The organism is Mycobacterium sp. RTGN4, assembly GCF_033804635.1.
In the GTDB taxonomy this organism is placed as follows: domain Bacteria; phylum Actinomycetota; class Actinomycetes; order Mycobacteriales; family Mycobacteriaceae; genus Mycobacterium.
Window position 1 is genome coordinate 141,084 of record NZ_JAPZLB010000014.1, and the last position, 26,289, is coordinate 167,372.

Below are 26,289 nucleotides of genomic sequence, written 5' to 3' on the forward strand. Positions count from 1 at the left end.
AAACCCGGTCGAGCAGTCAGGTCGCTGTCATCGCCTCGGTCCAATCGATGTGCCCTTCGAAGCCAAGCGAATGCGCCATCGCGCGATAGCGAATCGCAAAGTCCCGGTAGGCAACGTCGTCGCCTTCCGCCCGGGCTAACAACGTGCGCAGGCGCAGCAGCGTGATTTCCTGAATTGCCGAACCGTCGTACGGAGGTTTCGCCAACTGATCGATCACCTCCCGGGCCTCTGCAAGGTCGACCTCGGTGCCGCGCGCGAGCAGCGTTTCCACCAGAATGTCGGTGACGCCGACGGCCCAGCCGACCCGGCCTGCTTGGTGTAGCTCCTTCTCGGCCTCGCGAATCGCAGTGATCGCAGCATCGCGGTCACCGGATCTGGCCTGTTCTCGCGCCACCCACACCTGTGCGAGCGGGACCAAAGACGGTGCGCTGTCGGGCAGATCCCTGTCGCGCGTTTGCGTCATCAGATCCAGCCCACGACGACGGTCGTCGGCGTCGTCGCGATGCAACAGCGCAATCGCCAGTGTGAGCTGGGCGCCTATGACGGCGAAATTGCTACTGGAGTCCGTGGCAACGCGGAACGCCTCCTCGGCGGTGTGCATCACGGTGTCATCGATCCGAAGCACACCGTTGGTCAGCGCGAGATAGACCCAAGCAACGACGAGGGCGAGCGTCGTCGCGCCGCCGACTCGGGACATCGCGAGGGCATCGTCGAGGTCCTCCCGCCAGCCGGGGATGCCCAACCACCATCGAGCAATGCCGCGAAATGCGGTGGCGATCGCCAGTGGTGAGCCGATACCGAAGTCGGCACCCTTGGTGGGGTCGCCTGCTGCCAGGTCGATGACGCTCTGCGACCACAGCAAGATTTCGCTGAAATCCCCACTGTTGAACCAGTTGGCGAACGCGACGAACGACAATCCGACGGTCAGGCTGGCATCACCGATGGAATCGAGTAACGCCATCTGTTCAGATGCCAACCGCGACCCCTCGCCAGGATTACCGGCGTAAAGCAGTTCACTTGCCAGCCCGGTCATGCCGATCGCCAGCGACACCTTGTCTCCGGCCGCGCTGCACAACTCCCGGAACTCGGCGAAGCGGCCCCAGCTTGCCTGGACCGGCCGGGACAGCCAGTCGGTGACACAGAGCATGGTGCGGGGCGCAATGCGCATCGACAGCTGAGTCGGGTCATGGTCTGGTAATGCGTCAGCGATGCGGCATGCGCGCTCCCAACTGAGTCGGGCGGCCGCGACGTCGCGGTTGGTCGACCAGGCCCCGGCCCGCATGTGCCAGCCATATGCCGCGTGCAGTTCGCCCGCGGCCCGCAGATGTTCGGCGATCAGCGCCGCGTTGTCGTCTACCGAACCTGGGTCACGCGCTTCGATCGCCGCCGAGAGCCGCCGGTGCCATTCGGAGCGGTCCGATTTCAGTTGCGATTCATACGCCACCGCGTGAATCAACGGATGCCGGAAGGCGTACTCGGCGCTCGGGGTGAACCGCACCTGATCGATCAGCTCCGCGTTGAGCAGTTCGTCGAACGCCGGGTCGATTTCGAGCGCCGCCAGCAGCTCCGCCCCGAAGCGGACTCCGATCACCGACGCTGCGTTCAACGCTCGCCTCGCCGGGGTGTTCAGGCGGTCGATGCGCGCGGCAATGGCGGCCTGCACCGTGGCCGGGACATCGAGGTCGGCGACATCTGCGCGACACAGGTAGTTGCCGCGCTTGCCGGTCAGCACGCCGCGTTGAACCAACTCTCGGACCATCTCCTCGGCGAAGAAAGGATTGCCTGCAGCCCTGTCGGCGATCTTCGCCGCCAGCTCGCCGACCGATGGGTGCGCGCCCACCAAGTCGCCCAGTAGCGCGGCGCTTTCCGAATCGGCCAGTGGGGCAAGCGCTATCGACTGGGCGCCCGAGACCCGCGTCAGCGCACCCTCGTATTCGGGACGCGCGGTGATCAACACCATCGACGTCGTACGCGGAATGACGGTGAGGAGGTCGGCCAGCATCGACTCGCTGACCACGTCGATCCAGTGCGCGTCCTCGACGATGTAGAGCGCGGGGGTGGTGCGCGTCAGTGCTGCCGTGTTGAGCAGGGCGGTCAACCGGCGGCGCCGCGCATTCGGATCGATCTGGGGCAGCGGAACGCCGGGGTCGGCGATGCCAAGCAGGTCGTCCAGCAGCAGCAGATCCTCTGGGTCCGCATCGCGCATGGCGGCTCGCACTCGTGCGCGGGCAGCGTCGCCGTCCAGATCCGACACCCCGGTGGCCGCCCGAATCAGCTGCGCGACGAGGTGGAATGGGACGTCACCGGTGTGTGACTCGCAGAAGGCCCAGAACACCTCGACGCCGCGCCCGGCCGCCAGCGCGGCGGCTTCCCTGGCCGCCCGAGACTTGCCGATGCCCGGCGGTCCCACGATGTTCACGACGCCGCCACGCCCACGGTTGGTTCGGTCGACGATGGCGTCGAGCGCTGCCATCTCCCAGCGCCGACCGACGAGGCTCGCTTCGGCGCGCCCGGTCTGTTCTTCTGGCGGCCTGATTGCCAGCAGTTGGCGCGCGCATACCGGCTCGTCGGCGCCCTTGATGCGCACCCACTGTGGTTCCGACAACGTGACAGTGCGCTCGACCAGTCGCGCAGTCGCTTCGGACAGCATCACCCCGCCCGGCGGGGCGACCGATTCCATTCGCTGGGCAAACCCCACCGTTGCGCCGGTCGCGGCGTAACCCAACGCGCCCGACCCGAGCTCGCCGACGATCACCCGCCCGGAGTTCAGGCCAACCCGCAACTGCAGCTCGACGCCGTCGCGGCGCTTCACGTCGGCCGCCAACCGGTTGGCCTCGGCCTGGATGGCGAGTGCGGCAAGGCACCCTCGAAAAGCATGGTTCTCCAACGCAATTGGCGCACCGAAAAGCGCCATCACGCCGTCACCGTTGTATTCGACGGTTCCGCCGTACCGCTGCGCCACCGCGGCCAAGCGCTCCACGAGTTCGGTCATGATGTCGCGCAAGCGCTCGATGTCCACGGCGGCCGCGATGTCCATCGATCGCACCACGTCGGCGAACAGCACCGTCACCTGCTTGTACTGCGCTGTGTCGGCCGAAGCCGCGGTCGGGGCACCGCACTCGTCGCAGAACCTGGCATGCTCCCGCAGGGCCGTGCCGCATGACCCGCACGCTGCGGCGGCTGTCATCGATCACCGCCCGACGACATCTCCTCGGCCAAGGCGATGTGGCCTTCGTAGCCAGCCGATTTCGCCATTTCGCGATAGCGCCCTACCAAATCCCGGTAGACAACATTGTCGGCGCGGGACCGCGCCAGCAGCGCGCGCAGCCGCAGCAGCGTGATGTCGAGCATCACCGAACCCTGGTCTGCCCAGAGGTCCGCCAACCGCTCGATCGCCTCTTCGGCTTCGGTCAGATCGCCCTCGGCCGCACGCTCCAGCAGCGTCTCCACCAGAACGCCTGCGCCCCACACGCCATAGAAGGGGAATACCTGGCGCAGCTCGTCGACGGCTCGGCGCATCGCCCCAATAGCAGCATCGCGATCGCCGCGCCTTGCCGTTTCCCGGGCGGCCCACAAGTCCGTGACCGGGATGAGGAAGAGCGCACGCTTGCGCAGCCATATGTCGCGGGCCTGCATCATCGATTCGAGCCCGCGGCGGCGGTCAGCCGCGGCGTCCTGATTCAGCAGCCCGACACCCAACGTGTACGCAGCCAAGCCTATTGCGCGATCGCTGCTGGCGCTGTGAGCGGTCTGCACCGCATCCTCGCTCGCGCGCAGCACTGAGTCATCGGCCACGAGCACCCCGTGCTGTATCGCAAAACCGTAGGTCCAGGCGATGACACCGGAGAAGGTTTCCGGATTGCTGCGTCGGGCTATCGCGACGGCGTCGTGGAGGTCGTTGCACCAACCCGGACGGCCCAGCCACCACCGAGCGGTGCCGCGCCATGCCAAGGAGATCGCCAGCGGTGATCCCACGCCGTAGCCGGCGCCCTTGGCAGGGTCACCGGCCGCTGCGTCGACGACGATCTGTGACCACCGCAAGATCTGGTCGAAATCGCCGACTCCGAGCCAGTTGCAGAACGCTATGGCCACCAATCCCATGGTCGGGGTGGGATCGCCGATCGACTCGAGCAGTGCCATCTGTTGGGATGCCATCCGCGCCCCCTCACGCGTGTGCCCCGCGTAGAGGAGTTCGGTGGTCAGCGCGGTCATTCCGATGGCCAGGGAGATCTTGTCCCCGGCCGCGCTGCACAACTCCCGCAGCTCCGCGAAGCGGCCCCGGCTTTCCTGGACTTCTCGGGCCTGCCAGTCGGTGGCACACAGCAACGTGCGCGGGGCGATGCGCATCGACAGCTGGTCGGGGTCTTGTTCGGAATTGGGGGCGGGCAGCTCATCGGCGATCCGGCGTGCGCGCTCCCAGTTGAGCCGAGCAGCGGTGACATCGCGGTTGGTGGCCCACGCACCGGCGCGCATGTGCCAGCCGTAGGCGGCGTGCATCTCGCCCGCAGCCTGCAGTTGTTCTGCGATGAACGCCGCGTTCTCCTCCAACGACTCCGGCGCGCGCTCTTGGATCGCGATGGCTAGGCGCCGGTGCCATTGGGCGCGATCGGATTTCAGTTGCGATTCGTAGGCCACCGCGCGGATCAGCGGGTGGCGGAATGCGTACTCCGCACTCGGGATGAACCGCACCTGATCGATCAGCTCCGCGGTGAGCAGTTCGTCGATCATTGCATCGATGCCCAACGCGGACAGCAGCTCCGCCCCGAAGCGGGCGCCAATTACCGACGCAGCGTTCAACGTCCGCTTGGCCGGGCTGCTCAGCCGGTCGATCCGCGCGGCGATGGCGGCCTGCACCGTGGCCGGTACCGCGACGTCGGCCATGTCCGCGTGACAGACATAGCTACCGCGCTCACCGGCCAGCACCTCGCGCTGTACCAACTCGCGCACCATCTCCTCGGCGAAGAACGGATTCCCGGCGGCCCGCTCGGCGATGATTGTCGCCAGCTCGCCGACGGACGGATCCGAACCCAACAGGTCACCCAGCAACGCCGCGGTATCCGAATCTGCCAGTGGGGCAAGCGTTATCGCATGGGCGCCGGCCACCCGCGTCAGCGCTCCCTCATACTCGGGGCGAGACGTGATCAGCACCATCGACGGGGTGCGCGGAATCACGGTGAGGAAGTCGGCCAGCATCGACTCGCTGACCTCGTCGATCCAGTGGGCATCCTCGATGATGATCAGTGCGGGTTGGGTGCGCGCCAGCGACAGGGCGTTGATCAGCGCGGTCAACCGGCGACGCCGAGCATCCGGGTCGATCTGGGGCAGCGGCACATTGGCGTCGGCGATGCCGAGCAGATCATCAAGTAGCAGTACGTCCTGCTGATCCGCATCGGGCACGCGTGCTCGCACCCGTCGGCGGGCAGCTCGGTCGTCGAGGTCAGCGATGCCGAGGGCCGCCCACAACAGGTGCGTGACCGCGTAAAACGGGATGTTGTGAGCGTGTGACTCGCAGAAGGTCCAAAACACCTCGACTCCGCGTTCGCGTGCCAGCGCGGCGGCCTCGCGGGCCGCCCGGCTCTTGCCGATGCCCGGTGGTCCCACTACGTTGACGACACCACCGCGGCTACCGATGGCGCGGTCCACCATGGCCTCGAGCGTTGCCATCTCCCAGCCCCGACCGACCAAGCGTGCCTCAACACGCCCGGCTAGGTCATCTCGCGGGCTGATCGCCATCAGTCGGAGCGCGAGCACCGGTTCGTCGGCTCCCTTGATGCGCACCAACTCCGGTTCACCCAGCATCACGGCGTGTTCGACGAGATGCGCGGTCGACTCCGACAGCATCACGCCGCCGGGCGGTGCGGCCGACTCCATCCGCTGCGCGATGCCGACCTGCCGACCGATCGCCCGGTAGCCGAATGCGCCCGAGCCGAGTTCACCGCCGATGACGCGGCCCGAATTCAGGCCAACCCGCACCCGCAGCTCCACGCCGTCCCGGCGGGCCACCTCGGCCGCCAACCGGGTGGCCTCATCCTGGATGGCCAGTGCGCTGAGGCACCCCCGAAAAGCGTGGTCCTCCAAGGCGATTGGGGCACCGAAAAGCGCCATCACGCCGTCACCGTTGTATTCGACGGTTCCGCCGTAGCGCTGCACCGCCGCAGCCGATCGCTCGACGAGCTCGGTCATGATCTCGCGCAACCGCTCCATGTCGACGGTGGTCGCGATGTCCATCGACCGGACCACGTCGGCGAAAAGCACCGTCACCTGCCGGTACTGCGCAGGATCGACCGCTGCGGGCAACGGTGACCCGCATGCGTCGCAGAATCGAGCGCCCCCGCGCGGTGTCGCTCCACACGACCGGCACATGGCTTTGACCATATTGACGCGGACGATACTCCGAGGTAGCCGATGGGCGCCCTGAACGGCAACGCCCGCCAGTAGGCTCACCTCGCGTGACTAACACGGGACCCCTTGCCGGGGTGAAGGTCATCGAACTCGGCGGTATCGGCCCAGGCCCGCATGCCGCGATGGTGCTCGCCGACCTCGGTGCAGATGTGGTGCGGGTGCGTCGACCAGGCGGCCTGCAGATGCCTGCCGAAAACCTCGACCTGTTGCACCGCGGCAAACGCGTCGTCGACCTCGACGTCAAGAACGAACCGCAGCGGCTGCTCGCGCTGGTCGCCAAGGCCGACGTGCTGCTGGACTGTTTCCGCCCAGGTACCTGCGAGCGGCTCGGCATCGGGCCCGACGAGTGTGCGGCGGTCAACCCGCGGCTGATCTTTGCCCGCATCACGGGCTGGGGTCAGGACGGTCCGCTCGCGATGACCGCCGGCCACGACATCAACTACCTGTCGCAGACCGGCGCGCTGAACGCCATCGGCTACCGCGACCGCCCACCCGTCGCACCGCTGAACCTGGTCGCCGACTTCGGCGGCGGATCGATGTTCGTGCTGCTCGGCATCGTCGCGGCGCTGTACGAACGGGAGCGGTCGGGGCAGGGCCAGGTCATCGACGCCGCGATGGTCGACGGGGTCAGCATCCTCGCCCAGATGAGTTGGACGATGAAGGTGACGGGTTCGCTGAAGGACCAGCGGGAGTCGTTCATGCTCGACGGAGGCGCGCCCTTCTACCTGACCTACGAGTGCTCTGACGGCGGGTACATGGCCGTCGGCAGCATCGAGCCGCAGTTCTTCGCGCTGCTGCTCAGCGGCCTCGGCTTGGCGGCCGACGAGGTGCCCGGCCAGTTCGAGCTCGACCGCTACGACGAGATGAAGGCCATTTTCGCCGAACGCTTCGCCAGCAAGACGCGCGCCGAATGGACTGAGGTCTTCGCGGGCACCGATGCCTGCGTCACGCCGGTGCTGAACTGGACCGAGGCGTCCGTGGGCGAGCACCTGAGGGCTCGTTCGACGATGATCACCGCGCACGGCGTCGACCAGGCGGCCCCTGCACCGCGGTTCTCCCGCACGCCGGCAGGTCCGGTCGGAACGCCGCCCCAGCACACCACTGCGCTCGACGACATTGGCTGGTAGTCCGTCAGGTTAGCTGTGCAATCGACTGCGCGAGGCAAACGAGGTGGCTATATTTGCCACCATGGCCGTGAGAGCCACCCGCGAGGTGGTTTTCGACGCCTCGCCCGAGGCGATCCTCGATGCCCTCGCCGACATCGAGGAAGTGCCGTCGTGGTCGACCGTGCACCGCCATACCGAGGTGCTCGACCGCCACCCCGACGGCCGTCCGCATCACGTGAAGGCGACGTTGAAGCTCATGGGCGTCACCGAAAAGGAGCTCCTCGAGTACCACTGGGGTCCGGACTGGGTGGTGTGGGACGCGCAGGACACCTTCCAGCAGCGCGGACAGCACGGCGAATACAACCTCACGCGAGAGGGTGACAGGACGCGGGTGCGGTTCGACCTCATCATCGACCTCGCCGCCCCCATTCCCGGGTTCCTGATCAAACGGGCCAAGAAGATCGTGCTCGACGCGGCGATCGATCGGCTGCGCTGCCGGGTGACGCGAAACCACGGCTAAAAGACACGGTGAGCGAAAGGGAATGATCAGCAACGGCACATCGCTGCACCGAACATGCCCACTGGAGTAGTGCTCAACGTCCGTGCCACCGCATCCAACGCCGTCGACGACATCGTCGACCAGGCCCGCCGCGCGTTCGACGTCGGCGTCCGTCAGATCTGGCTTGCGCAGCAGTTCCAATACGATGCGATCGCGCTTGCCGGGCTCGTCGGCGCTGCCGTGCCCGGGCTCGGGGTCGGGACGTTCGTCGTGCCGATCAACCCGCGCCACCCCTTGATCGTTGCCACACTGGCCCAGACCGCGCAGGCGGCGTCGCACGGAAACTTCAGTCTCGGCCTCGGCCTCGGGGCGCATGCCCCGGAGGAGCAGGCGTTCGGCAAGGCATGGCCCAACACGGTGGGCCGGCTACGCGAACACCTCGAGGTGTTGCGGTCGATCTTCCACACCGGCGCGGTCGACCACCACGGCGCCGAGTTCACCGCTGCGCCCGAGTGGCCGGTCGCGCTGCCGGGTGGCGCACCGCTGCCTGTGTACGTTGCAGCCATGGGGCCCAAGGCTTTACGAGTCACGGGCGAGCTCGCCGACGGCACGCTGCCCTACCTGGCCGGCCCGCGCACGCTCGAGGAGTTCATCGTGCCCACCATCGCCGAAGCTGCTGCGGCGGCAGGGCGGCCCGCGCCGCAGATCATCGCCGCGGTGCCCGTGGTGGTCTCCGACGATGCCGACGCCGCTCGCACTCTGGCTACCGACGAACTGGCGTTCTACGAGACCATCCCCTCCTACGCCAAGGTGATCGCGCGCGAGGGTGCGGACAGGGCCGCCGACATCGCCGCGGTGGGTTCGGCCGAAGCCATCGGCAAGCAATTGCAGAGCTACCGCGATGCGGGAGCAACCGACCTGGTGCTGAGTCAATTGCGATCGGACCCCGCTGATCCCGCACGACTGTGGGAAGTCGCCGCCTCGCTCTGACGGCGACTGCGCCACATCAGAGGTGGCCCCGTGTTTGGATGGCACGGTGCCGGAAGCAGACCCTGATGAAGAGCAGCCACCGGCCATCACGGCCAGGGCAATCACAATGCGAGGTCCGTGGGGACCCGTATACGGACCGGTGGATCTGGAGTTAGCGCAAGGTGGGGTCACGGTGTTGCTCGGGCCCGCGGGCTCCGGTCGAACCGCGGTGCTGATGACGCTCGCCGGTCGGATGAAGGCGATGGGCGGGTCGCTTGACGTGCTCGGGCAGACGCGCGCGGCGAAGATCTTCGAACACTGCGCACTGGCTGGGGTCGAGGACCTCGACGGCGTGTATGAATCGGTCACCGTCCGAGATCTCGTCACCGAGCAATTGCGTTGGAGCGCACCGTGGTACCGATTGGTGCGCCGCGCAAACGCAGACGAGTTGGCCCGGTTGTGCGGGCCCGTTTTTGGCCCACTTCCGCTGCCTGAACTCGACGCCTACGTCGACCAGCTCACCGAACTCGATGCGGTGCTGCTGCGCATCGCGTTGGCCAACATCGGCTCGCCTCCGGTGCTGGTGGTCGGCAGCCTCGACCAGGTGGACGATGACGGCGACCGGGCGGAGTTGGTGCGCCGGCTCGTTGCGCTGGGGGAGCGTCAAACGATCGTCACGGCGTCCGCCAACCCGGTTCCCGACGGCCTCGGCGTGCGCGCTCAAATACCGCTCGTCAACATCAGCCATGCCGAGCTGACCGCTCGCGATCAGAAGGGTGTCGACTGACGATGCTTGCCGGAATGTCGCTGGGCACCGACCTCAAACGCTACTCCCGCGGCACCTTGCCCCGGCTGGCGTTGATCACGATCATCCTGCTGCCGCTGCTGTACGGCGCGATGTACCTCTGGGCGTTCTGGAATCCGTTCGCCGCCGTCGACAGGGTGCCCGTCGCCCTGGTCAACGAGGACGTCGGCTCGGTTGCGCAAGGGCAGGAACTGCGCGCGGGTGATCAGGTGGCCGGCGCCCTGGTGAAGTCCCGCCAGCTCGATCTCCACCTGGTGTCCGCCGATGAGGCCGCCAAAGCCGTTGAGAGCGGCAAGTATTACTTCTCCATCACGCTTCCCAAGGATTTCAGCGAGTCCATCGCATCCTCGGGGACGTCCGATCCGCACCAGGCGCAAATCGAATTCAACTTCAACGACGCCAACAACTACCTCGCTTCGATCATCGGGCAGAACGCCTCACGCGAGGTGCTCAACCAGGTGGGCGCCCAGGTCGGGCAGCAGGTGATCGGCAAGGTACTGATCGGGCTCACCGACGCCGGTGCCGGCATCAAACGGGCCGCCGACGGAGCCAATCAACTCACCGCCGGGTTGACGACCGCCAACGACGGGGCCCATCAACTCGCAGGCGAGTCGCACACGCTGGCCGACGGGCTTGTGACGGCCAGGACCGGCTCGGCGGCGCTCGCGGCAGGCGCCGACCAACTGTCGACAGGCATCGGTCAGGCCACCGGCCCGCTCATCACCGTGCTGGACAGGGTCCACCAACTCAACCTCAATCCGGACGAGGTCGGCGACCTCGCGGCCCGGCTCAGCGGCGGGCTCAAGACGGCCACCGACCGGCTGGCGTCGTTGAACGTCGATCAGCGCCTGGCATCCGACATCGTGCAGCAGGTGCTCGGTGGGCTGCAGAGCAATTCGGACCCGGGGGTGCGCGAGCTGGGCGACGTGCTGGCCGGAGCCCAACGGCTACTGGTCGCGCAGGGTGTCGACCCCACCACCGATGCCGGTCTCAACCGACTTCGCGACAGCGCCCAACAACTCGAAGTCGAGTTCGGCGATCCGAACAGCCCGATGCGGAAGTTCCTCACGCAGGCATTGAACGGTCAGCTCAAGTCGGACGTCGTGAGACTTCGCGACGGGGCAGCCCAACTCGACAGTGGCGCAAAGAGACTCAATACCGGCCTGGTCAAGCTGGCCGATGGTGGCCGGCAGCTGGCCACCGGCGCGGACAAGCTGGCTGCGGGCACTACGCAGCTCAGTTCCGGCTCACGTCAACTTTCGGATGGGTTGGACAAGGGCGCGGCGCAGGTTCCGACGTGGACCGATCAGCAGCGCAACGCCGTCGCCAAGACCGTCGCGAGTCCCGTTGGCGTACAGCAGAACTTCAGCAATCAAGCCTCCACCTTCGGCACCGGATTCGCGCCGTTCTTCCTGCCGCTGGCACTGTTCATCGGCACCCTGATCATCTGGATGATCCTGACGCCGCTGCAGGCCCGGCCGATCGTGGGCGGGCTGGGCTCACTGCGGGTGGTGCTGGCGTCGTATTGGCCTGCCTTGACGGTGGCGGCCCTTCAGGTCGCGGTGATGTACGCCGTCGTCCACTTCGGAGTGGGGCTGCATGCGAAACACACGTTCGGCACGATCGCCTTCCTGCTACTCGTCGCCGCGACCTTCCTAGCCATGATCCAGGCGTTCAACGCGGTTTTCGGCGTCGCGGTCGGCAGGGTGGTCACGCTGGCCTTTCTGATGCTGCAGCTGGTGTCCTCGGGTGGCATCTATCCGGTGGAGACCACCGCGAAGCCATTCCAGATCCTCCACCCCTTCGACCCAATGACCTATGCCGTCAACGGTTTACGTGAACTGACGGTCGGCGGTGTGGAAACCAGGCTGTGGGTGGCGATCGGCGTGCTCTGCGGCGTGCTCGCGGTGTCGCTCTCGGCGAGTGCCCTTGCCGCCAGGCGAAATCGGCAATACACGATGGAGCGGCTGAACCCACCGATCGAAGTCTGAGCGTCAGCACGGCTGGGATGCTCGCGAAACCGACACCATGGTCGTTCCGCAGTCGATTCAACAACCGTGGTGTCGATCTCGCGGAGTGCTAAGCCTTCAGCACCTGAAGCCGGCGGATAGCCTCTTCCATCGTGTCATCGCGCTTGCAGAAGGCAAAGCGCACCAGGTGATTCCAATCGCCGATGTGAGCTGAGTCGGGATCGCAGAACGCCGACATCGGGATGGCCGCAACCCCGGCCCGTTCGGGCAGCTCCGCACAGAACGTCGTGCTGTCGGTGTACCCGAGTGGGCGGGGGTCGGCGCACAGGAAGTAGGTGCCGAAGCTGTCGAGTACGCCGAATCCGATGTCGGTCAGTGCGCCCGCCAACCGATTCCGCTTGGCCTGGAACGACTCCCGCAAGGCGGCTCCCCAGGCGTCCTCGGTGTCGAGTGCGTGAGCGACCGCCGGCTGGAACGGGGCCCCGCCCACGTAGGTCAGGAACTGCTTGGCCGCCCGCACGCCCGCGATGAGATCACGTGGCCCGCAGGCCCATCCGATCTTCCATCCGGTCACGTTGAACATCTTGGCCGCACTCGAGATCGTCACTGTCCGTTCGGCCATCCCTGGATATCCGGCGAGCGGCAGGTGTCGGTGGCCGTCGAACACCAGCTGCTCGTACACCTCGTCGGTGATGACGAGCAGGTCGTTGCTGACCGCCAGTTCGGCGATGGCGCTGAGTTCGGCGTCGGTGGCCACCATTCCGGTGGGGTTGTGCGGCGAGTTGACGATCAACGCGCGGGTGCGCGGCGTGATGGCCCGGCGTAGCGCGTCGACGTCGATGGCGAAGCCGCGGCCGGCTGCCACCAGGGGCACCGCCACGCGGTGACAGCCGGCCATCGCGATGACGGGGGAGTAGGAGTCGTAGAACGGCTCGATGACGAGCACTTCGGAGCCCGGTTCGACGAGCCCGATGACCGCTGCAGCGATGGCCTCCGTCGCGCCGACTGTGACGAGCACCTGGGTGTCCGGGTCGTAGTCGATGCCGAAGTGGCGTCGACGCTGTGCGGCGATGGCCTCGCGCAGCGGTGCGATGCCGGGCCCGGGCGGGTACTGGTTGACGCCGTCGGCGATCGCCTGCTCGGCCGTCTTCAGCATCGCGGGCGGGCCGTCCTCGTCGGGAAAGCCCTGCCCGAGGTTCACCGCCCCGATGCGCGCGGCCAATGCCGACATCTCGGCGAAGATCGTCACGGCGTATGGCTGCAGCCTCGATACCGTCATGGATATCGAGCCTATGGGAATGAATGGGCGCCCGATGACGCTGACGGCGGCATGACCTACACGCTTCCGCACGACGCCGCCCTGCTGCGGCCCATCCGGATCGGCGACACGGCGGCCGAGAATCGAATCTTCATGGCGCCCTTGACCCGTTCGCGCGCGCAAGCGGACGGCACGCCTTCGGAGCTCGCCGCCCAGTACTACGCGCAGCGCGCCTCCGCAGGGCTCATCGTGACCGAGGCCACGGCGATCTCGCAGGCCGCCAACGGCGCCTACCTCAACACTCCCGGCATCTACACCGACCGTCACCAGGCCAAGTGGGCAGAGATCGCCGAGGCGACGCACGGCGCGGGCGGCCGGATGTTCGTGCAGTTGTGGCACGTCGGACGGATGGCCCACCCCGACATCAGCGGCGTCGAGTCCGTCGCACCTTCGGCCATCGCCGCCGAGGTGTCCACGCACACGCCGACCGGCAAGCAGCCGCTTCCGGTGCCGCGTGCATTGGCCACCAAGGAAGTCGCTGGAATCGTCCAGCAGTTTCGGGCAGCCGCGCGCCGGGCCATCGACGCAGGGATGGACGGCGTCGAGATCCACGCCGCCAACGGGTACCTGTTGCATCAGTTCGCGTCCGACGTCACCAATCACCGCACCGACGCCTACGGCGGATCGCCGGAGAACCGGGCGCGCCTGACCGCGGAGGTCGTCGAGGCCGTCGCCGCAGAGGTCGGGGCGGGGCGTGTCGGATTGCGCATCTCGCCAGGGAACACCGCAGGCGACATGCGGGAATTGGACGAGGTCACCGTGTACGAGGCGCTCCTCACGCGGATCGCTCCGCTGGACATCGCCTACTTGCACGTGCTGATCAATCCCGACGTCCCCGCGTTCGGAGCGATTCGCGGGCTCTGGTTCGGGCCGCTGGTGTTGAACACCGGCCGCGACATCGACACGAGTTTCTGCCAGCTGGAGGAACTCGCCGAGTGGGGCGTGATCAGCGCCGCCACGGTGGGCCGGGCGTTCCTCGCCAACCCTGACCTCATCGACCGGCTGATCGTCGGCGCCGAGCTCAACGAGCCGGACGTGACGACGTTCTATGGGCCGGGTCCGGTGGGCTACGTCGACTATCCGACGATGGGTGCCTACACCGAACTCGAATCGGCTTGACCCCTGCTCGGGGGGAGCGGGGCACGCTACACCTGACGGGTAGCTGAGCGGACGCCCAACCAACGGGTTGGGGGGCGGCTGCTAGGCTCGCGACTGCGAGGGCTAAGCCTCCGCGTGGGCTTCTTCAGCTTGGGAGTCTGCGTATCCATATTCCCGAAGGACCTGGAGAGTCAAAACATGTCCGATGAAGCCTTCATTTACGAGGCGATCCGCACGCCTCGTGGCAAGCAACGCAACGGCTCGCTCAACGAGGTCAAGCCCGTCAACCTGGTCGTCGGCCTGATCGACGAACTGCGCAGCCGCCATCCCGATCTCGACGAGAACCTGATCAGCGACGTCATTCTGGGCGTCGTCTCGCCGGTCGGCGACCAGGGCGGCGACATCGCCCGGACCGCCGCGCTAGTTGCCAAGCTGCCCGAGACCACCGGCGGATTCCAGCTCAACCGCTTCTGCGCCTCGGGCCTGGAGGCCGTCAACACCGCCGCACAGAAGGTGCGCTCCGGCTGGGACGACCTGGTGATCGCCGGTGGCGTCGAGTCGATGAGCCGCGTCCCGATGGGTTCCGACGGCGGCGCCTGGGCGTCTGACCCGGAGACCAACTACCGCATCGGCTTCGTGCCACAGGGCATCGGCGCGGACCTGATCGCGACGATCGAGGGCTTCTCGCGCGAGGACGTCGACGCCTACGCCGCGCGCTCGCAGGAGAAGGCGGCCGCAGCATGGTCGGGCGGCTACTTCGCCAAGTCCGTCGTGCCGGTGAAGGACCAGAACGGCCTCGTCATCCTCGACCACGACGAGCACATGCGCCCGGGATCCACCGTCGAGAGCCTCGGCAAGCTGAAGACCGCGTTCGACGGCGTCGGCGCGATGGGCGGCTTCGACGACGTGGCGCTGCAGAAGTACCACTACATCGAAAAGATCAACCACGTCCACACCGGCGGCAACAGCTCCGGCATCGTCGATGGCGCCGCGTTGGTGCTGGTCGGCAGTGAGGCTGCGGGCAAGTCGCAGGGCCTGACCCCGCGCGCCCGCATCGTGGCCACAGCGACCAGCGGCGCCGACCCCGTCATCATGCTGACGGGACCGACCCCGGCAACCAAGAAGGTGCTGGATCGGGCCGGGCTGACGGTCGACGACATCGACCTGTTCGAACTGAACGAGGCCTTCGCCTCGGTGGTGCTCAAGTTCCAGAAGGACCTGAACATCCCCGACGAGAAGCTCAACGTCAACGGTGGCGCCATCGCGTTCGGCCACCCGCTGGGCGCCACCGGCGCCATGATCACCGGAACCATGGTCGACGAGCTCGAGCGCCGTGGTGCGCGACGCGCGTTGATCACGCTGTGTATTGGCGGCGGCATGGGTGTCGCGACCATCATTGAGAGGGTTTAAGACCATGGCAGAGAACACCATTCAGTGGGACAAGGATGCCGACGGCATCGTCACCCTCACGTTGGACGACCCGACCGGTTCGGCCAACGTGATGAACGAGCACTATCAGGAATCCATGCACAAGGCGGTCGAACGCCTTGTTGCGGAGCAGGATTCGATCAGCGGCGTCGTCATCGCCAGCGCGAAGAAGACCTTCTTCGCCGGCGGTGACCTCAAGGGCATGATCAACCTGGGCCCCGAGAACGCCGGTGAGGCGTTCGACATGGTCGAGGCGGTCAAGGCTGACCTGCGCAAGTTGGAGACCTTCGGCAAGCCCGTCGTGGCCGCCATCAACGGCGCCGCGCTCGGCGGCGGCCTCGAGATCACACTGGCCACCCATCACCGGATCATCGCCGATGTCCCGGGCGCCGTCGTCGGCTTCCCCGAGGTCACGCTGGGCCTGCTGCCCGGCGGCGGCGGCGTGGCCCGCAGCGTGCGGATGTTCGGCATCCAGAAGGCGTTCATGGAGATCCTCAGCCAGGGGACGCGGTTCAAGCCGGCCAAGGCGCTCGAAGCCGGCCTGGTTGACGAGGTACTGCCGACCGTGGACGAGCTCATCCCCGCCGCGAAGGCGTGGATCAAGGCCAACCCCGACAGCCACGTCCAGCCGTGGGATGCCAAGGGCTACAAGATGCCTGGCGGCACCCCGAGCAGCCCCGGACTGGCCGCCATCCTGCCGTCGTTCCCGGCGCTGCTGCGCAAGCAGCTGAAGGGTGCCCCGATGCCCGCGCCGCGCGCCATCCTGGACGCCGCCGTCGAGGGTGCGCAGGTGGACTTCGATACCGCCAGCCGCATCGAGAGCCGCTACTTCACCACACTGGTCACCGGCCAGGTTTCCAAGAACATGATCCAGGCGTTCTTCCTCGATCTGCAGTACATCAACTCGGGTGGTTCGCGACCGGAGGGCATCGGCAAGACCCCGATCACCAAGATCGGCGTGTTGGGTGCGGGCATGATGGGCGCGGGCATCGCGTACGTGTCGGCCAAGGCAGGCTTCGACGTCGTGCTCAAGGACGTCAGCATCGAGGCCGCGGAGAAGGGCAAGAACTACTCCGAGAAGATCGAAGCCAAGGCACTCGAGCGCGGCAAGACCACGCAGGAGAAGTCCGACGCGCTGCTCGCCCGCATCACGCCGAGCGCCGATGCCGCCGACTTCAAGGGCGTCGACTTCGTCATCGAGGCCGTGTTCGAGTCAGTCGAGTTGAAGCACAAGGTGTTCCAGGAGATCGAGGACATCGTCGAACCCAACGCGCTGCTGGGCTCGAACACCTCGACGCTGCCCATCACCGGGCTCGCCGCGGGCGTGAAGCGCCAGGACGACTTCATCGGAATCCACTTCTTCTCACCCGTTGACAAGATGCCGCTGGTCGAGATCATCAAGGGCGAGAAGACTTCTGACGCCGCGCTGGCCCGCGTGTTCGACTACACGCTAGCCATCGGCAAGACTCCGATCGTGGTCAACGACAGCCGTGGCTTCTTCACCAGCCGCGTCATCGGCACGTTCGTCAACGAGGCGCTGGCCATGTTGGGTGAGGGCGTAGTGCCTGCCAGCATCGAGCAGGCGGGTAGCCAGGCCGGTTACCCCGCCCCGCCGCTGCAGCTGTCCGACGAGCTCAACCTCGAGCTCATGCACAAGATCGCCGTCGCCTCCCGCAAGGGCGTCGAAGACGACGGGGGCACCTACCAGCCGCATCCCGCCGAAGCGGTTGTCGAGAAGATGATCGAACTCGAGCGGCCGTCGCGGCTGAAGGGCGCGGGCTTCTACGAGTACGTCGACGGCAAGCGCGTCGGCCTGTGGTCGGGGCTGAACGACACATTCAACTCCGGTACTGCCGATATTCCGTTGCAGGACATGATCGATCGCATGTTGTTCGCCGAGGCGCTCGAGACGCAGAAGTGCATCGACGAAGGTGTGCTGACGTCCACCGCCGATGCGAACATCGGCTCGATCATGGGTATCGGTTACCCGCCGTACACCGGTGGCTCGGCGCAGTACATCGTCGGCTACGAGGGTGCCCTGGGTGTTGGCAAGGAAGCGTTCGTGGCGCGGGCCAAGGAACTGGCCGCCAAGTACGGCGAGCGCTTCAATCCGCCTGCGTCGCTGACCAGCTAGCGCGAGCAGACACAGAGGGCCCTGAATCTTCAGGGCCCTTTGCGTCTGTTCGGCGGCGGCTGGCGTCAGCGCGCGTCGACCATCGGCCAGTCCGGCAGCGGCATGGTGTCGTAGAGCCGAACCCCTTTGGAGTTGAGTCTGGCCAGCGCTTGCGTCAGCCCCAGCGGAAGCACGGAGATCGCTTGGGCGGCGCCGATGAGCGCCCTTACACCCCAACGGCTTCCGGGCACGATCGTCTTCGCGTTCACCCTCGCCAGCGCGCGGCTGCCGACGACCGACGGCACCATCGTCGCCTCGTAGGAGGCGAACGTTGCCACATGGTCGCCACCGGAACGGGCGAGTTCGGCGGCCAATACGTAGGCGCCGTATACCGCCAGACTGGTGCTGCCGCCCACTGCGGGCCCGGGGCAATAGCCTGCGTCGCCGACGAGCGTCACGCGGCCTCGTGACCAGCTGGTCATCTGCAGCTGAGTGATGGCGTCGAAGTAGAACGCGGGGGTGTTGTCCACCTCGGCGAGCCACGTGTCGACGTCGGCGTGCATGCCGGTGAACGCCGCGCGCAGCTGGTTGCGTTGGCCGGCTACGTCCCGGTGGTCGTAGTCCAATGGCTGCTCGGGCCGGAACATGAAGACCGCACGCGCGTCGTCGAGGTGATCGGCGGTGTAGATCATCGCGACGCGGTTGGGCGCGAAGAAGCCGTTCATTTCACCCTCGCGGGCAAGGGCTTTCGGCACCGACACGACGCTCAGGTAGCCGCCGAGGAACTGTTCGGGAACGTCGTCGCCGAAGACCAGTCCGCGCACGCCGGAGTGCAGTCCGTCAGCACCGACCACGACGTCGAACCGTCGCGGAGCGCCATGGGCGAAGGTCACGTCGCCGTCATCGGAGATCGAGGTGATTTCATCGCCGAAGACGTATTCGACATCGGCCCGGGTGGCGTCGTAGTAGATCTCACTCAGGTCGTCGCGCATGATTTCGACGTGGCGGTCGGACATGGCTCCGACGAGCTTGAGGTAGTCGATCCGCGCGGGCCGGGACGCCCACGGCCGGTGAACGGTGAGCAGCGTGGTCCCGGTCGCGTGCGCCATGATCTGGGGAAGTACGCCCATGCGCTCGGAGATCTCCATCGCGGGCCGGAACAGGTCGATGGCGTGGCCGCCGGTCTTGCGCAGTGCCGGCGCACGTTCGACGACGGTGACGTCAATGTCCTGGCGAGTCAGCCAGTAGGCGAGCACCGGCCCTGCAATGCTCGCGCCGGAGATGAGTACGCGCATCTTTCCTCCTTACTTAACGATCGGTAAGCATGCGGACATTAGCTTACCGATCGTTAAGTCAGATAGGGTGGCTACGTGGCGAGGCCCGTGTCAGACACCCGGCAGCGCATCCAGGACGTGGCACGCGAACTGTTCGCCGCCAGGGGCGTGCAGCGCACCAGCCTCCAGGACATCGCCGACCGGGTGGGGCTCACGAAGCCGGCGCTGTACTACCACTTCGCCTCCCGCGAAGAATTGGTCCGCAGCATCGTGGCGCCGCTGATCGAGGACGGTGAGGAGTTCCTCGCCGTCAACCAGCGCAACCGCGCCATCGCTCCCCGCGCGCTCCTGGAGGGCTACTTCGACCTGCACTACCGGCACCGCGCCGACCTGCTGATCATCGTCGCGGAGTTGCCCACGCTGGTCGAACTCGGCTTCGTGGATCGGGTGATCGCGTGGCGGGAAAGCCTGGGCAAGTTGATCTTCGGTCCGCGGCCGACGCTTGCTCAGGCGGCCCGCGCCACCATCGCCTTCGGCGGTCTGCAGGACTGTTGCGTGCAGTTTCCCGACGCGTCCGAGCGTGCGCTCAAGGCCGCCGCCGTCGCAGGCGCGCTCGACGCATTGGGCCTGCCCCGCCAGGACTAGGGTCGAAGACATGCGCTTCGGACTCTTCATCCCGCAAGGTTGGCGGCTCGATCTCGTCGACATCCCCACCGCACGCCACTGGGAGGTGATGAACGACCTCGCCGCCTACGCCGACGGCGGCGCGTGGGACTCGCTGTGGGTTTATGACCACTTCCACACCGTGCCAGTGCCCACCGACGAAGCCACCCATGAGGCCTGGACATTGATGTCGGCCTTCGCGGCGACGACGTCGCGGATCAAGCTCGGCCAGATGTGTACGGCGATGGGTTATCGCAATCCCGTCTATCTGGCCAAGGTGGCTGCCACGGTAGACGTCATCTCGGGTGGCCGCGTCCAGATGGGCATCGGCGGCGGCTGGTACCAACACGAATGGGAGGCATACGGTTACGGCTTCCCGTCGGCGGGCAAGCGACTCGGCATGCTCGACGAGGGCGTCCAGATCATGCGGGACGCCTGGCGCGACGGCCGAGTCAGCTTCCCCGATGGCAAGCACTATCAGGTCGACGGGGCCATCGTCGCACCAAAGCCGTTGCAAGAGGGCGGTCCTCCGCTGTGGATCGCTGGCGGCGGTGAGAAGGTGACGCTCAAGATCGCCGCCAGGTACGCCCAGTACACGAACTTCGTCTCCGAGCCAGCGGGTTTCACGCACAAGTCGCAGGTGCTGGAGGGTCACTGCAAGGAGGTCGGCACCGACTACGGTGCCATCGTGAGGTCGGCCAACTTCAACGCGATCGTCGGCGAATCAGAGGCCGACGTGAAGGACCGTGTCGAACGGATTCGCGCCAGGCAGGTGACCAAGGCCAACGCCGAAGCGGTCGATGCGATGCTGGCCAATGCCACGTCGCCCGACTCCGCCACCGGCACCCCCGAGCAGATCGTCGAGCGGTTGCTGCACATGAAGGCGCTCGGGTGTGAGTACGCGATCCTGTACTTCCCGGAGGCCGCCTACGACCGGTCCGGCATCGAACTCTTCGAGCGCGAGGTCGTCCCCGCACTGAGTTAGGTGACGTTCGAAGCATCAATCGAAAGCGCGGTCGCTCATGGGAGAGAATCCGGAAAGCTATCCCGCGCTTGGCAATTGGCCGGGATACGGATACGTCAGGCCGCAACCCGGGGAGCCGCCTCCACCGGGTCCGCCGCAGCCGCCAGGCGGTCCGCCCCCTGGCAAGCGGCCGTGGCTGTGGATGTCGCTCGCCTTGGCGGTGCTGCTGATCGTCGTCAGCGCCGGCCTGGTGTGGACCGTGCGGACGATGACGTCGCGGACGTCAGCGCCAACCGATACCTCGACGATCGCGGCGCCTCCGCCCCCGTTCTTCGCACCGCCGCCGATGTCGGCGCCGATTTGCCCGCCTGCGGTTGCGGGACCACTGACGCCGACGGGCTGGCAACCAGTGAGCAGTCCGGTCGGGCTGGCCTACGACGTGCCGGCCGACTGGAGGGTCTCCGACTGCTCGACGATGCTCGGGTGGGAAAAGTTTTGTCCCGATGGCCCATTCGGGACTTGCCCAATTGAAGTGTTGAGCGGGACCGCAGAGCTGGAAGTTCCGCTCTGCCCTAAGGATTGGCGGGCCGTCAGCGGGTTGGATAACCAGTTTGATACCGACGACATCGGTCGGGAAGCGCGCGCGAAGTCCAGCCTCGTCGAGGACGTCTACACGTCGGAAACCGGTCGCAAACCCACGGTTTCGCCCAGCCAGCCCCGCACCCTCATCGTCGATGGGGCGCCCGCCGTTGAGCTCCGCGCCACCGTGACCGACATCGAGCAAGACGAGTGCCACGGACCGAGCGCGCTACACAGCGTGGTGGCCACCACGGTCCCAGGTGCCAAGGGCGTGGTCGTGTTCGTCGTATCGATCGGTCAGGGCTACCCCGGAGCGCCGGACCCCGGGCTCATCGACCAAATCATCGGCACGTTGCGCCACAGCTGATTCAGCTGGAAGGCGTGCCCTCAACTGATGGTTACGAAGGCGGCAGCAGCGGCGGAGGTGGCGGCGAGTGAACCGGCACGTACGGCGCGGGCGCCCCGGGTGCCGCAGGTGCACCCGGCGCGACCATCGGCAACACCGCGGGGTCGCCTGGTGCGGGTGGCGGGTCGAAGTATCCGGGGGGCGGAGGCCCGCTCTTCGAGAAGTACCCGGGCGGGAGCTCCGGGTGAGGAGCAGGTGGGCCGGCGACATGGGCCGTCTCGGATCCCGGCGCGTTCGTCGAGACGTATCCAGGCGGCAGCGCCGGCGCTGGACCGGCACCTGGAGGCGGCGGCGCGGCGGCGAACGCTGACGGGTCGTTCAGCCCATACGGGTCCTTGGCTTGGTTCCACGCATCGCGCAGGAAGCCCAGCGGCCCCGAACCAGTTCCATAGTGGGCCTGATCGTCGGCGACCCGCCCTACCGCCTGCGACGGGTTGAAATTGGGCGGCGCGTCGCCCGGTGCGGGCGGAGGGCCTGCCGCCTCCACGACGGGCTGCCCGGGTGCCGGAGCATCGCCCGGGGCGACTGGTATCGGCGCGGCCGGATCGGCCGGGTCTGCGCTGGCCTGTGCTGCGAACGCCACGGCACCCATGCTGACGGCCAGCCCGACCAGCGCCACTCGGGCGGCATTGGCGGTTGGTGAGTAGGCGCGGGTGCGGTGGCGTCCGGTCATGACTGTTGAGGCTAGCGCCTTCCCAAGGCGTGCGCGACGTCACGTGCGAAGCCTGGGAACTCAGATGGCCGGCCCCAAGAGGTCGTCGGCGTCCTTGATGACATAGCCATAGCCCTGCTCGGCGAGGAACCGCTGTCGGTGTGCGGCGTACTCGGCGTCGAGGCTGTCGCGGGACACCACCGAGTAGAAGACGGCGCCGCCACCGTCGGCCTTGGGGCGCAGCAACCGGCCCAGCCGTTGCGCCTCCTCCTGCCGCGATCCGAACGTCCCGGAAACCTGAACCGCGACGCTGGCCTCTGGCAGGTCAATGGAGAAGTTGGCGACCTTGGACACCACCAGGGTCTGAATGTCGCCCTGTCGAAATGCCTCGTACAGCGCCTCGCGCTCGGCGGTCTTGGTGGACCCTTGGATGACCGGAGCGTCGAGCTCGACGCCGAGCTCGTCGAGTTGGTCGAGGTAGGCGCCGATGACGAGCGTCGGCTCACCGGGGTGACGCGCCAGGATCGACTTCACCACGGCGATCTTCGTGTGCGCCGTCGAGCACAGCTTGTAGCGCTCCTCGGGCTCGGCCGTCGCGTACAGCATCCGCTCGTTGTCGGTCATCGTGACGCGGACCTCGATGCACTCGGCTGGGGCGATCCAGCCCTGCGCCTCGATGTCCTTCCACGGGGCGTCGTAGCGCTTGGGCCCGATGAGCGAGAACACGTCGCCCTCGCGGCCGTCCTCGCGGATCAGCGTGGCGGTCAGCCCGAGCCGTCGACGGGACTGCAGGTCGGCCGTCATCCGGAACACCGGAGCGGGCAGCAGATGCACCTCGTCGTAGATGATCAGCCCCCAGTCGCGGCTGTCGAACAGTTCGAGGTGGCGGTATTCGCCCTTGGTGCGACGCGTGATGACCTGATAGGTCGCGATGGTGACGGGGCGGATCTCCTTGCGCTCTCCGGAGTACTCCCCGATCTCCTCCTCGGTCAGCGACGTCCGCGCGATGAGCTCGCGCTTCCACTGCCGTCCGGCGACGGTGTTGGTGACGAGGATGAGCGTCGTCGCGCCCGCCTTGGCCATTGCGGCCGCGCCGACGATGGTCTTGCCCGCGCCGCACGGCAGCACCACCACGCCCGAGCCGCCAACCCAGAACGACTCGGCGGCGAGCTCTTGATAATCCCGCAACTCCCAGCCGTTCTGCTCGAGCGCGATCGCATGGGCCTCGCCGTTCACGTAGCCCGCGAGATCCTCTGCGGGCCACCCGATCTTGAGCAGCATCTGCTTGACCCGGCCGCGCTCGCTTGGGTGCACGATGACGGTGTCGTCGTCGATGCGGGCGCCGAGCATGGGGGCGATCTTCTTGTGGCGCAGCACCTCTTCGAGCACTGCACGGTCCAGGCTGACCAGCATCAAGCCGTGCACCGGGCTCTTCACCAGCTGCAGCCGACCGTAGCGGGCCATCGTGTCGACGATGTCGACGAGCAGCGGCTGGGGCACCGCGTACCGCGAGAACGACACCAGTGCATCGACGACCTGCTCGGCGTCGTGGCCGGCCGCGCGTGCGTTCCACAGCGCCAACGGGGTGATCCGATAGGTGTGGATGTGCTCGGGTGCGCGTTCCAACTCGGCGAACGGGGCGATTGCCGCCCGCGCGGCGCCTGCCAACTCGTGGTCGACCTCGAGCAGCACCGTCTTGTCCGACTGCACGATCAAGGGGCCCTCGGTCATGCGCGCTTCAAGTAGCTCATGTGTCCATTATCGTCTCGTCCGCCGACACCACCGACGTCACGCGGTGGATGGCGAACTCGCGCACCCGTCCGGCCGCCGGGTCGTATGCGGTGAGTTGGCCGCCCCGCACGTTGATCGGAGCCACGACGCGTTGGGTGGCGACACCTGCCGCGTCCACGTAGCCGATCACCACCGAACCCTGATGATGGGCGGCCCGCTGGAGTTGTGCCATCGCCTCGGCCGGGTCGAGCCTGACGCCAGACGATGGCGACGCGGCCATCTTGCGAAGCACGGCGACGATCGCCCCCAACGTCTGTGCGTTGGGGCCCGACTGTCGGTAGCCGCGGCGACGGGCGGTCGGGGCGGGTACCCGCGCGCCCCGGACGCTGATGTCGACGATGGTGCCCGAGGCGTCCTCTGCGGCCGGTGCGAACCCGGCGTCGCGCAATGCGGCGAGCAGCTCGGAAATCGGCGCATGGGACACCGCGACGGTCGGGGCCAGCAACCGCACGTCCAGCCGCTCCACCGCGGAAGCCGCGACGGCCTGGGCCAGCAACGCGGGATCTTCGCAGCGCACGAAGGAGGACGCCATGCCGACCCGCAGTTGGCCGTGCCGACGTGCGACGTCGTCGATGAGGTACGTCAATCCTTGTGGCACTGGAGTTTTCGAGTGCTTGGTGAACAGCGTGTGCAGATCGCCTGCAGTGCGCCCGGTATCCAGTGCCCGCCGGATCGACTGCTCGCTGATCCGGTACACCATCGCCGCGCCTGCCGACTCGACCTCGGCCACCGCGGCCAATTGCTCGGCCAGTTCGCGTTCCAGTGGTCCTGGCACGATCACCGTCAGGTCGGCCTGCAGCAGGAAGTAGTCGATCGGCGGGGGTAAGACCTTGGCCATCGCGGCGATGATGCGTTCGTCGGAATCGCCCGCGAGCAGAAGGCGCGCCGGGGTCGCGAGCGCACCCCGGCCGACCACGCCGACAGCGTGCGCCTCGGCGAGCAGGTCCGCCATCGGCCCCTGTTGCAACCTGGCGGCCCAACGCGGACGTAACCAACGCAATGCCTGCGCGGCATCGTCGCTGCCAACGCCCCGGCCGGGCTTCAGGTCGGAGAGGAAGGTCAACAGCAGTCGGCGGTCCAGCGGAGCGGCCGTCGAGAACAGCGAATCCGAGAGTGCCGCATACGGTTTGCCGTCAGGACCACGCTCGCCAACCAGGCTGGGTCTGGCTGGCAGGTCCAGCCACGTCGAGGCCAGCAGGTGCCAGCGCGTCGCCGCGGGCGATTCGACGAACCGATCGGCGGCGATCGTCGGCGCCCAGTACGGACCACTGCCGTCCAGCGGATCCGGGTCGGGCATGCCCGATGCGATGAGTCCGGCGGCGGCCGCGACTTCGAGGATGAGCCCGAGTCGGTGGTCGTCGATACCGGTGACCTTGTTCAAGCGCTTGAGCTCCCGCACGCCCAGTCCGCCGCTGCGAAGCTCGGCAATCGGTGCGACGGAAAAGGTTTCGATGAGGAGCTCGACCTCGCGCAGGAGGTCGATCGCAGCACCGGCGGCGGCGGCGTCGACGTCGGACACGGTCACCGACGTCACCGCAGGCTCAGGCCGCCGCAGGCCGGTGGGCCCGGGCAGTTCTCCACGCAGCACCTGGCCCACCAAGCGCGGCAGAATCACCGTGTCGGCATCGACCTGGCGGAGCAACCCGGCGGCGAGCAGTCGCTGCACCGGGCGGTCGGGGGGCGTGCCAGGCGCGGCGTCGCGGGTGCGCCCGATCGGTGAACCGTCGAGCAACCGCTCGAGCAAGTCGCGTTGCGCGGTGTCGACGTCCGCCAACATCTCGGCGATCCGCTCTGCGCCGTCCTGGTCGGCTTCGAGGGTGACCTGGCCGGGATGCCACGGCAGTCCCGACGCGGCTTCCGGGGTGACCCGCACTGCGCCGTCGCCCCAGACCAGCGCGCGGGTCGTCAAGTCGTCGACGGCGGCGTTCAGGTCGTCCTCGTCGACCTGTGTTCCGACCATCGCGACCAGCTTGGACAGCGGAACGGGTGCTCCGTCGGCGTGCAACAGCAGCAGCGCATCGAGCACGGCCAGCCGGAGGAAGTCCAGGTCGTCAGTGGCGGCCTTGACCGACTGGCGCGTCTGGGCCCGTGCGGCCAGCGCCGCGATCGAACCCGGCGGCGGCTGAGTCAGATCGGGCCGTAGTTCCAGCAGTCGAACCAGCCGTTCGTCGGGCAGTTCAGCGAGCCAGGCCCCCAACGGGACCACGGCGGCTGGATTGGACACGGCATTGGACATTGGCAACCAGCCTATC

Annotated in this window: 18 protein-coding genes; 11 read left to right on the plus strand and 7 right to left on the minus strand. The window is 67.2% G+C overall.

The window, feature by feature from the left end:
* Positions 1-16 precede the first annotated feature (16 nt).
* Positions 17-3,187 (minus strand): AAA family ATPase, encoded by a 3,171-nt coding sequence (locus SLQ30_RS25845; protein WP_319449548.1) that lies wholly within the window; start codon positions 3,185-3,187, stop codon positions 17-19.
* On the minus strand, positions 3,184-6,375 hold the full coding sequence (locus SLQ30_RS25850) for an ATP-binding protein (RefSeq protein ID WP_319449547.1): 3,192 nt from the start codon (positions 6,373-6,375) through the stop codon (positions 3,184-3,186). The genes SLQ30_RS25845 and SLQ30_RS25850 overlap by 4 nt, the downstream gene beginning before the upstream one ends.
* 74 nt (positions 6,376-6,449) lie before the next feature.
* On the opposite strand from SLQ30_RS25850, the gene SLQ30_RS25855 reads away from it, so the two are divergent.
* From SLQ30_RS25855 to SLQ30_RS25875, 5 genes are all read left to right on the plus strand, one after another.
* The gene (locus tag SLQ30_RS25855; protein WP_319449546.1) at positions 6,450-7,529 is read left to right on the plus strand and encodes a CaiB/BaiF CoA-transferase family protein; all 1,080 of its coding nucleotides are present in this window, start codon (positions 6,450-6,452) and stop codon (positions 7,527-7,529) included.
* A gap of 61 nt (positions 7,530-7,590) precedes the next feature.
* Complete coding sequence (locus SLQ30_RS25860) at positions 7,591-8,028, plus strand: SRPBCC family protein (protein ID WP_319449545.1); 438 nt, start codon at positions 7,591-7,593, stop codon at positions 8,026-8,028.
* A gap of 54 nt (positions 8,029-8,082) precedes the next feature.
* Positions 8,083-8,997, plus strand: coding sequence for a TIGR03564 family F420-dependent LLM class oxidoreductase (locus tag SLQ30_RS25865; RefSeq protein ID WP_319449544.1), 915 nt, complete (start codon positions 8,083-8,085; stop codon positions 8,995-8,997).
* A gap of 106 nt (positions 8,998-9,103) precedes the next feature.
* Positions 9,104-9,763, plus strand: a complete 660-nt coding sequence (locus tag SLQ30_RS25870; RefSeq protein WP_319449681.1) for an ATP-binding cassette domain-containing protein — start codon at positions 9,104-9,106, stop codon at positions 9,761-9,763.
* Between the two features lie 2 nt (positions 9,764-9,765).
* Positions 9,766-11,772, plus strand: coding sequence for a YhgE/Pip domain-containing protein (locus SLQ30_RS25875; protein ID WP_319449543.1), 2,007 nt, complete (start codon positions 9,766-9,768; stop codon positions 11,770-11,772).
* A gap of 88 nt (positions 11,773-11,860) precedes the next feature.
* On the opposite strand, the gene SLQ30_RS25880 is transcribed toward SLQ30_RS25875, so the two are convergent.
* Positions 11,861-13,030 carry a pyridoxal phosphate-dependent aminotransferase gene (locus tag SLQ30_RS25880; RefSeq protein WP_319449542.1) on the minus strand — a complete coding sequence of 390 codons (1,170 nt, stop codon included), beginning with the start codon at positions 13,028-13,030 and terminating at the stop codon, positions 11,861-11,863.
* 51 nt (positions 13,031-13,081) lie between these two features.
* Between SLQ30_RS25880 and SLQ30_RS25885 the strand changes: the two genes are divergently transcribed.
* The 3 genes from SLQ30_RS25885 (at position 13,082) to SLQ30_RS25895 (ending at position 17,729) form a co-directional block, all read left to right on the plus strand.
* Positions 13,082-14,188, plus strand: a complete 1,107-nt coding sequence (locus SLQ30_RS25885) for an alkene reductase (RefSeq protein WP_319449541.1) — start codon at positions 13,082-13,084, stop codon at positions 14,186-14,188.
* A gap of 177 nt (positions 14,189-14,365) precedes the next feature.
* On the plus strand, positions 14,366-15,577 hold the full coding sequence (locus SLQ30_RS25890; RefSeq protein ID WP_319449540.1) for an acetyl-CoA C-acetyltransferase: 1,212 nt from the start codon (positions 14,366-14,368) through the stop codon (positions 15,575-15,577).
* Positions 15,578-15,581: 4 nt separating this feature from the next.
* Positions 15,582-17,729 carry a 3-hydroxyacyl-CoA dehydrogenase NAD-binding domain-containing protein gene (locus tag SLQ30_RS25895; protein ID WP_319449539.1) on the plus strand — a complete coding sequence of 716 codons (2,148 nt, stop codon included), beginning with the start codon at positions 15,582-15,584 and terminating at the stop codon, positions 17,727-17,729.
* 65 nt (positions 17,730-17,794) lie between these two features.
* Here SLQ30_RS25895 and SLQ30_RS25900 read toward each other — a convergent pair whose 3' ends face one another.
* Positions 17,795-19,003 carry an FAD-dependent monooxygenase gene (locus SLQ30_RS25900; protein ID WP_319449538.1) on the minus strand — a complete coding sequence of 403 codons (1,209 nt, stop codon included), beginning with the start codon at positions 19,001-19,003 and terminating at the stop codon, positions 17,795-17,797.
* Positions 19,004-19,078: 75 nt separating this feature from the next.
* On the opposite strand from SLQ30_RS25900, the gene SLQ30_RS25905 reads away from it, so the two are divergent.
* From SLQ30_RS25905 to SLQ30_RS25915, 3 genes are read left to right on the plus strand one after another with little or no spacing between them, the layout of a single operon-like run.
* Complete coding sequence (locus SLQ30_RS25905; protein WP_319449537.1) at positions 19,079-19,627, plus strand: helix-turn-helix domain-containing protein; 549 nt, start codon at positions 19,079-19,081, stop codon at positions 19,625-19,627.
* A gap of 10 nt (positions 19,628-19,637) precedes the next feature.
* Positions 19,638-20,630, plus strand: a complete 993-nt coding sequence (locus tag SLQ30_RS25910) for an LLM class F420-dependent oxidoreductase (RefSeq protein ID WP_319449536.1) — start codon at positions 19,638-19,640, stop codon at positions 20,628-20,630.
* Between the two features lie 37 nt (positions 20,631-20,667).
* Positions 20,668-21,555 carry a hypothetical protein gene (locus SLQ30_RS25915; RefSeq protein ID WP_319449535.1) on the plus strand — a complete coding sequence of 296 codons (888 nt, stop codon included), beginning with the start codon at positions 20,668-20,670 and terminating at the stop codon, positions 21,553-21,555.
* 31 nt (positions 21,556-21,586) lie between these two features.
* Here SLQ30_RS25915 and SLQ30_RS25920 read toward each other — a convergent pair whose 3' ends face one another.
* Genes SLQ30_RS25920 through SLQ30_RS25930 form a run of 3 tightly spaced genes read right to left on the minus strand, consistent with a single transcriptional unit; the run spans position 21,587 to position 26,273 of the window.
* Complete coding sequence (locus tag SLQ30_RS25920) at positions 21,587-22,267, minus strand: hypothetical protein (RefSeq protein ID WP_319449534.1); 681 nt, start codon at positions 22,265-22,267, stop codon at positions 21,587-21,589.
* 60 nt (positions 22,268-22,327) lie between these two features.
* Positions 22,328-23,977, minus strand: a complete 1,650-nt coding sequence (locus tag SLQ30_RS25925; RefSeq protein WP_319449533.1) for a DNA repair helicase XPB — start codon at positions 23,975-23,977, stop codon at positions 22,328-22,330.
* A gap of 16 nt (positions 23,978-23,993) precedes the next feature.
* Positions 23,994-26,273 (minus strand): helicase-associated domain-containing protein, encoded by a 2,280-nt coding sequence (locus SLQ30_RS25930; protein WP_319449532.1) that lies wholly within the window; start codon positions 26,271-26,273, stop codon positions 23,994-23,996.
* Positions 26,274-26,289 lie beyond the last annotated feature (16 nt).

Excerpts from the sequence above, each read along its gene's own strand:
- SLQ30_RS25920 (WP_319449534.1), bottom strand. The coding sequence starts at position 22,267 with ATGACCGGACGCCACCGCACCCGCGCCTACTCACCAACCGCCAATGCC.
- SLQ30_RS25865 (WP_319449544.1), top strand. The coding sequence starts at position 8,083 with ATGCCCACTGGAGTAGTGCTCAACGTCCGTGCCACCGCATCCAACGCC.
- SLQ30_RS25895 (WP_319449539.1), top strand. The coding sequence starts at position 15,582 with ATGGCAGAGAACACCATTCAGTGGGACAAGGATGCCGACGGCATCGTC.
- SLQ30_RS25930 (WP_319449532.1), bottom strand. The coding sequence starts at position 26,273 with ATGTCCAATGCCGTGTCCAATCCAGCCGCCGTGGTCCCGTTGGGGGCC.
- SLQ30_RS25885 (WP_319449541.1), top strand. The coding sequence starts at position 13,082 with ATGACCTACACGCTTCCGCACGACGCCGCCCTGCTGCGGCCCATCCGG.
- SLQ30_RS25880 (WP_319449542.1), bottom strand. The coding sequence starts at position 13,030 with ATGACGGTATCGAGGCTGCAGCCATACGCCGTGACGATCTTCGCCGAG.
- SLQ30_RS25910 (WP_319449536.1), top strand. The coding sequence starts at position 19,638 with ATGCGCTTCGGACTCTTCATCCCGCAAGGTTGGCGGCTCGATCTCGTC.
- SLQ30_RS25860 (WP_319449545.1), top strand. The coding sequence starts at position 7,591 with ATGGCCGTGAGAGCCACCCGCGAGGTGGTTTTCGACGCCTCGCCCGAG.
- SLQ30_RS25870 (WP_319449681.1), top strand. The coding sequence starts at position 9,104 with ATGCGAGGTCCGTGGGGACCCGTATACGGACCGGTGGATCTGGAGTTA.
- SLQ30_RS25890 (WP_319449540.1), top strand. The coding sequence starts at position 14,366 with ATGTCCGATGAAGCCTTCATTTACGAGGCGATCCGCACGCCTCGTGGC.
- SLQ30_RS25925 (WP_319449533.1), bottom strand. The coding sequence starts at position 23,977 with ATGACCGAGGGCCCCTTGATCGTGCAGTCGGACAAGACGGTGCTGCTC.
- SLQ30_RS25875 (WP_319449543.1), top strand. The coding sequence starts at position 9,766 with ATGCTTGCCGGAATGTCGCTGGGCACCGACCTCAAACGCTACTCCCGC.
- SLQ30_RS25900 (WP_319449538.1), bottom strand. The coding sequence starts at position 19,003 with ATGCGCGTACTCATCTCCGGCGCGAGCATTGCAGGGCCGGTGCTCGCC.
- SLQ30_RS25915 (WP_319449535.1), top strand. The coding sequence starts at position 20,668 with ATGGGAGAGAATCCGGAAAGCTATCCCGCGCTTGGCAATTGGCCGGGA.
- SLQ30_RS25850 (WP_319449547.1), bottom strand. The coding sequence starts at position 6,375 with ATGGTCAAAGCCATGTGCCGGTCGTGTGGAGCGACACCGCGCGGGGGC.
- SLQ30_RS25845 (WP_319449548.1), bottom strand. The coding sequence starts at position 3,187 with ATGACAGCCGCCGCAGCGTGCGGGTCATGCGGCACGGCCCTGCGGGAG.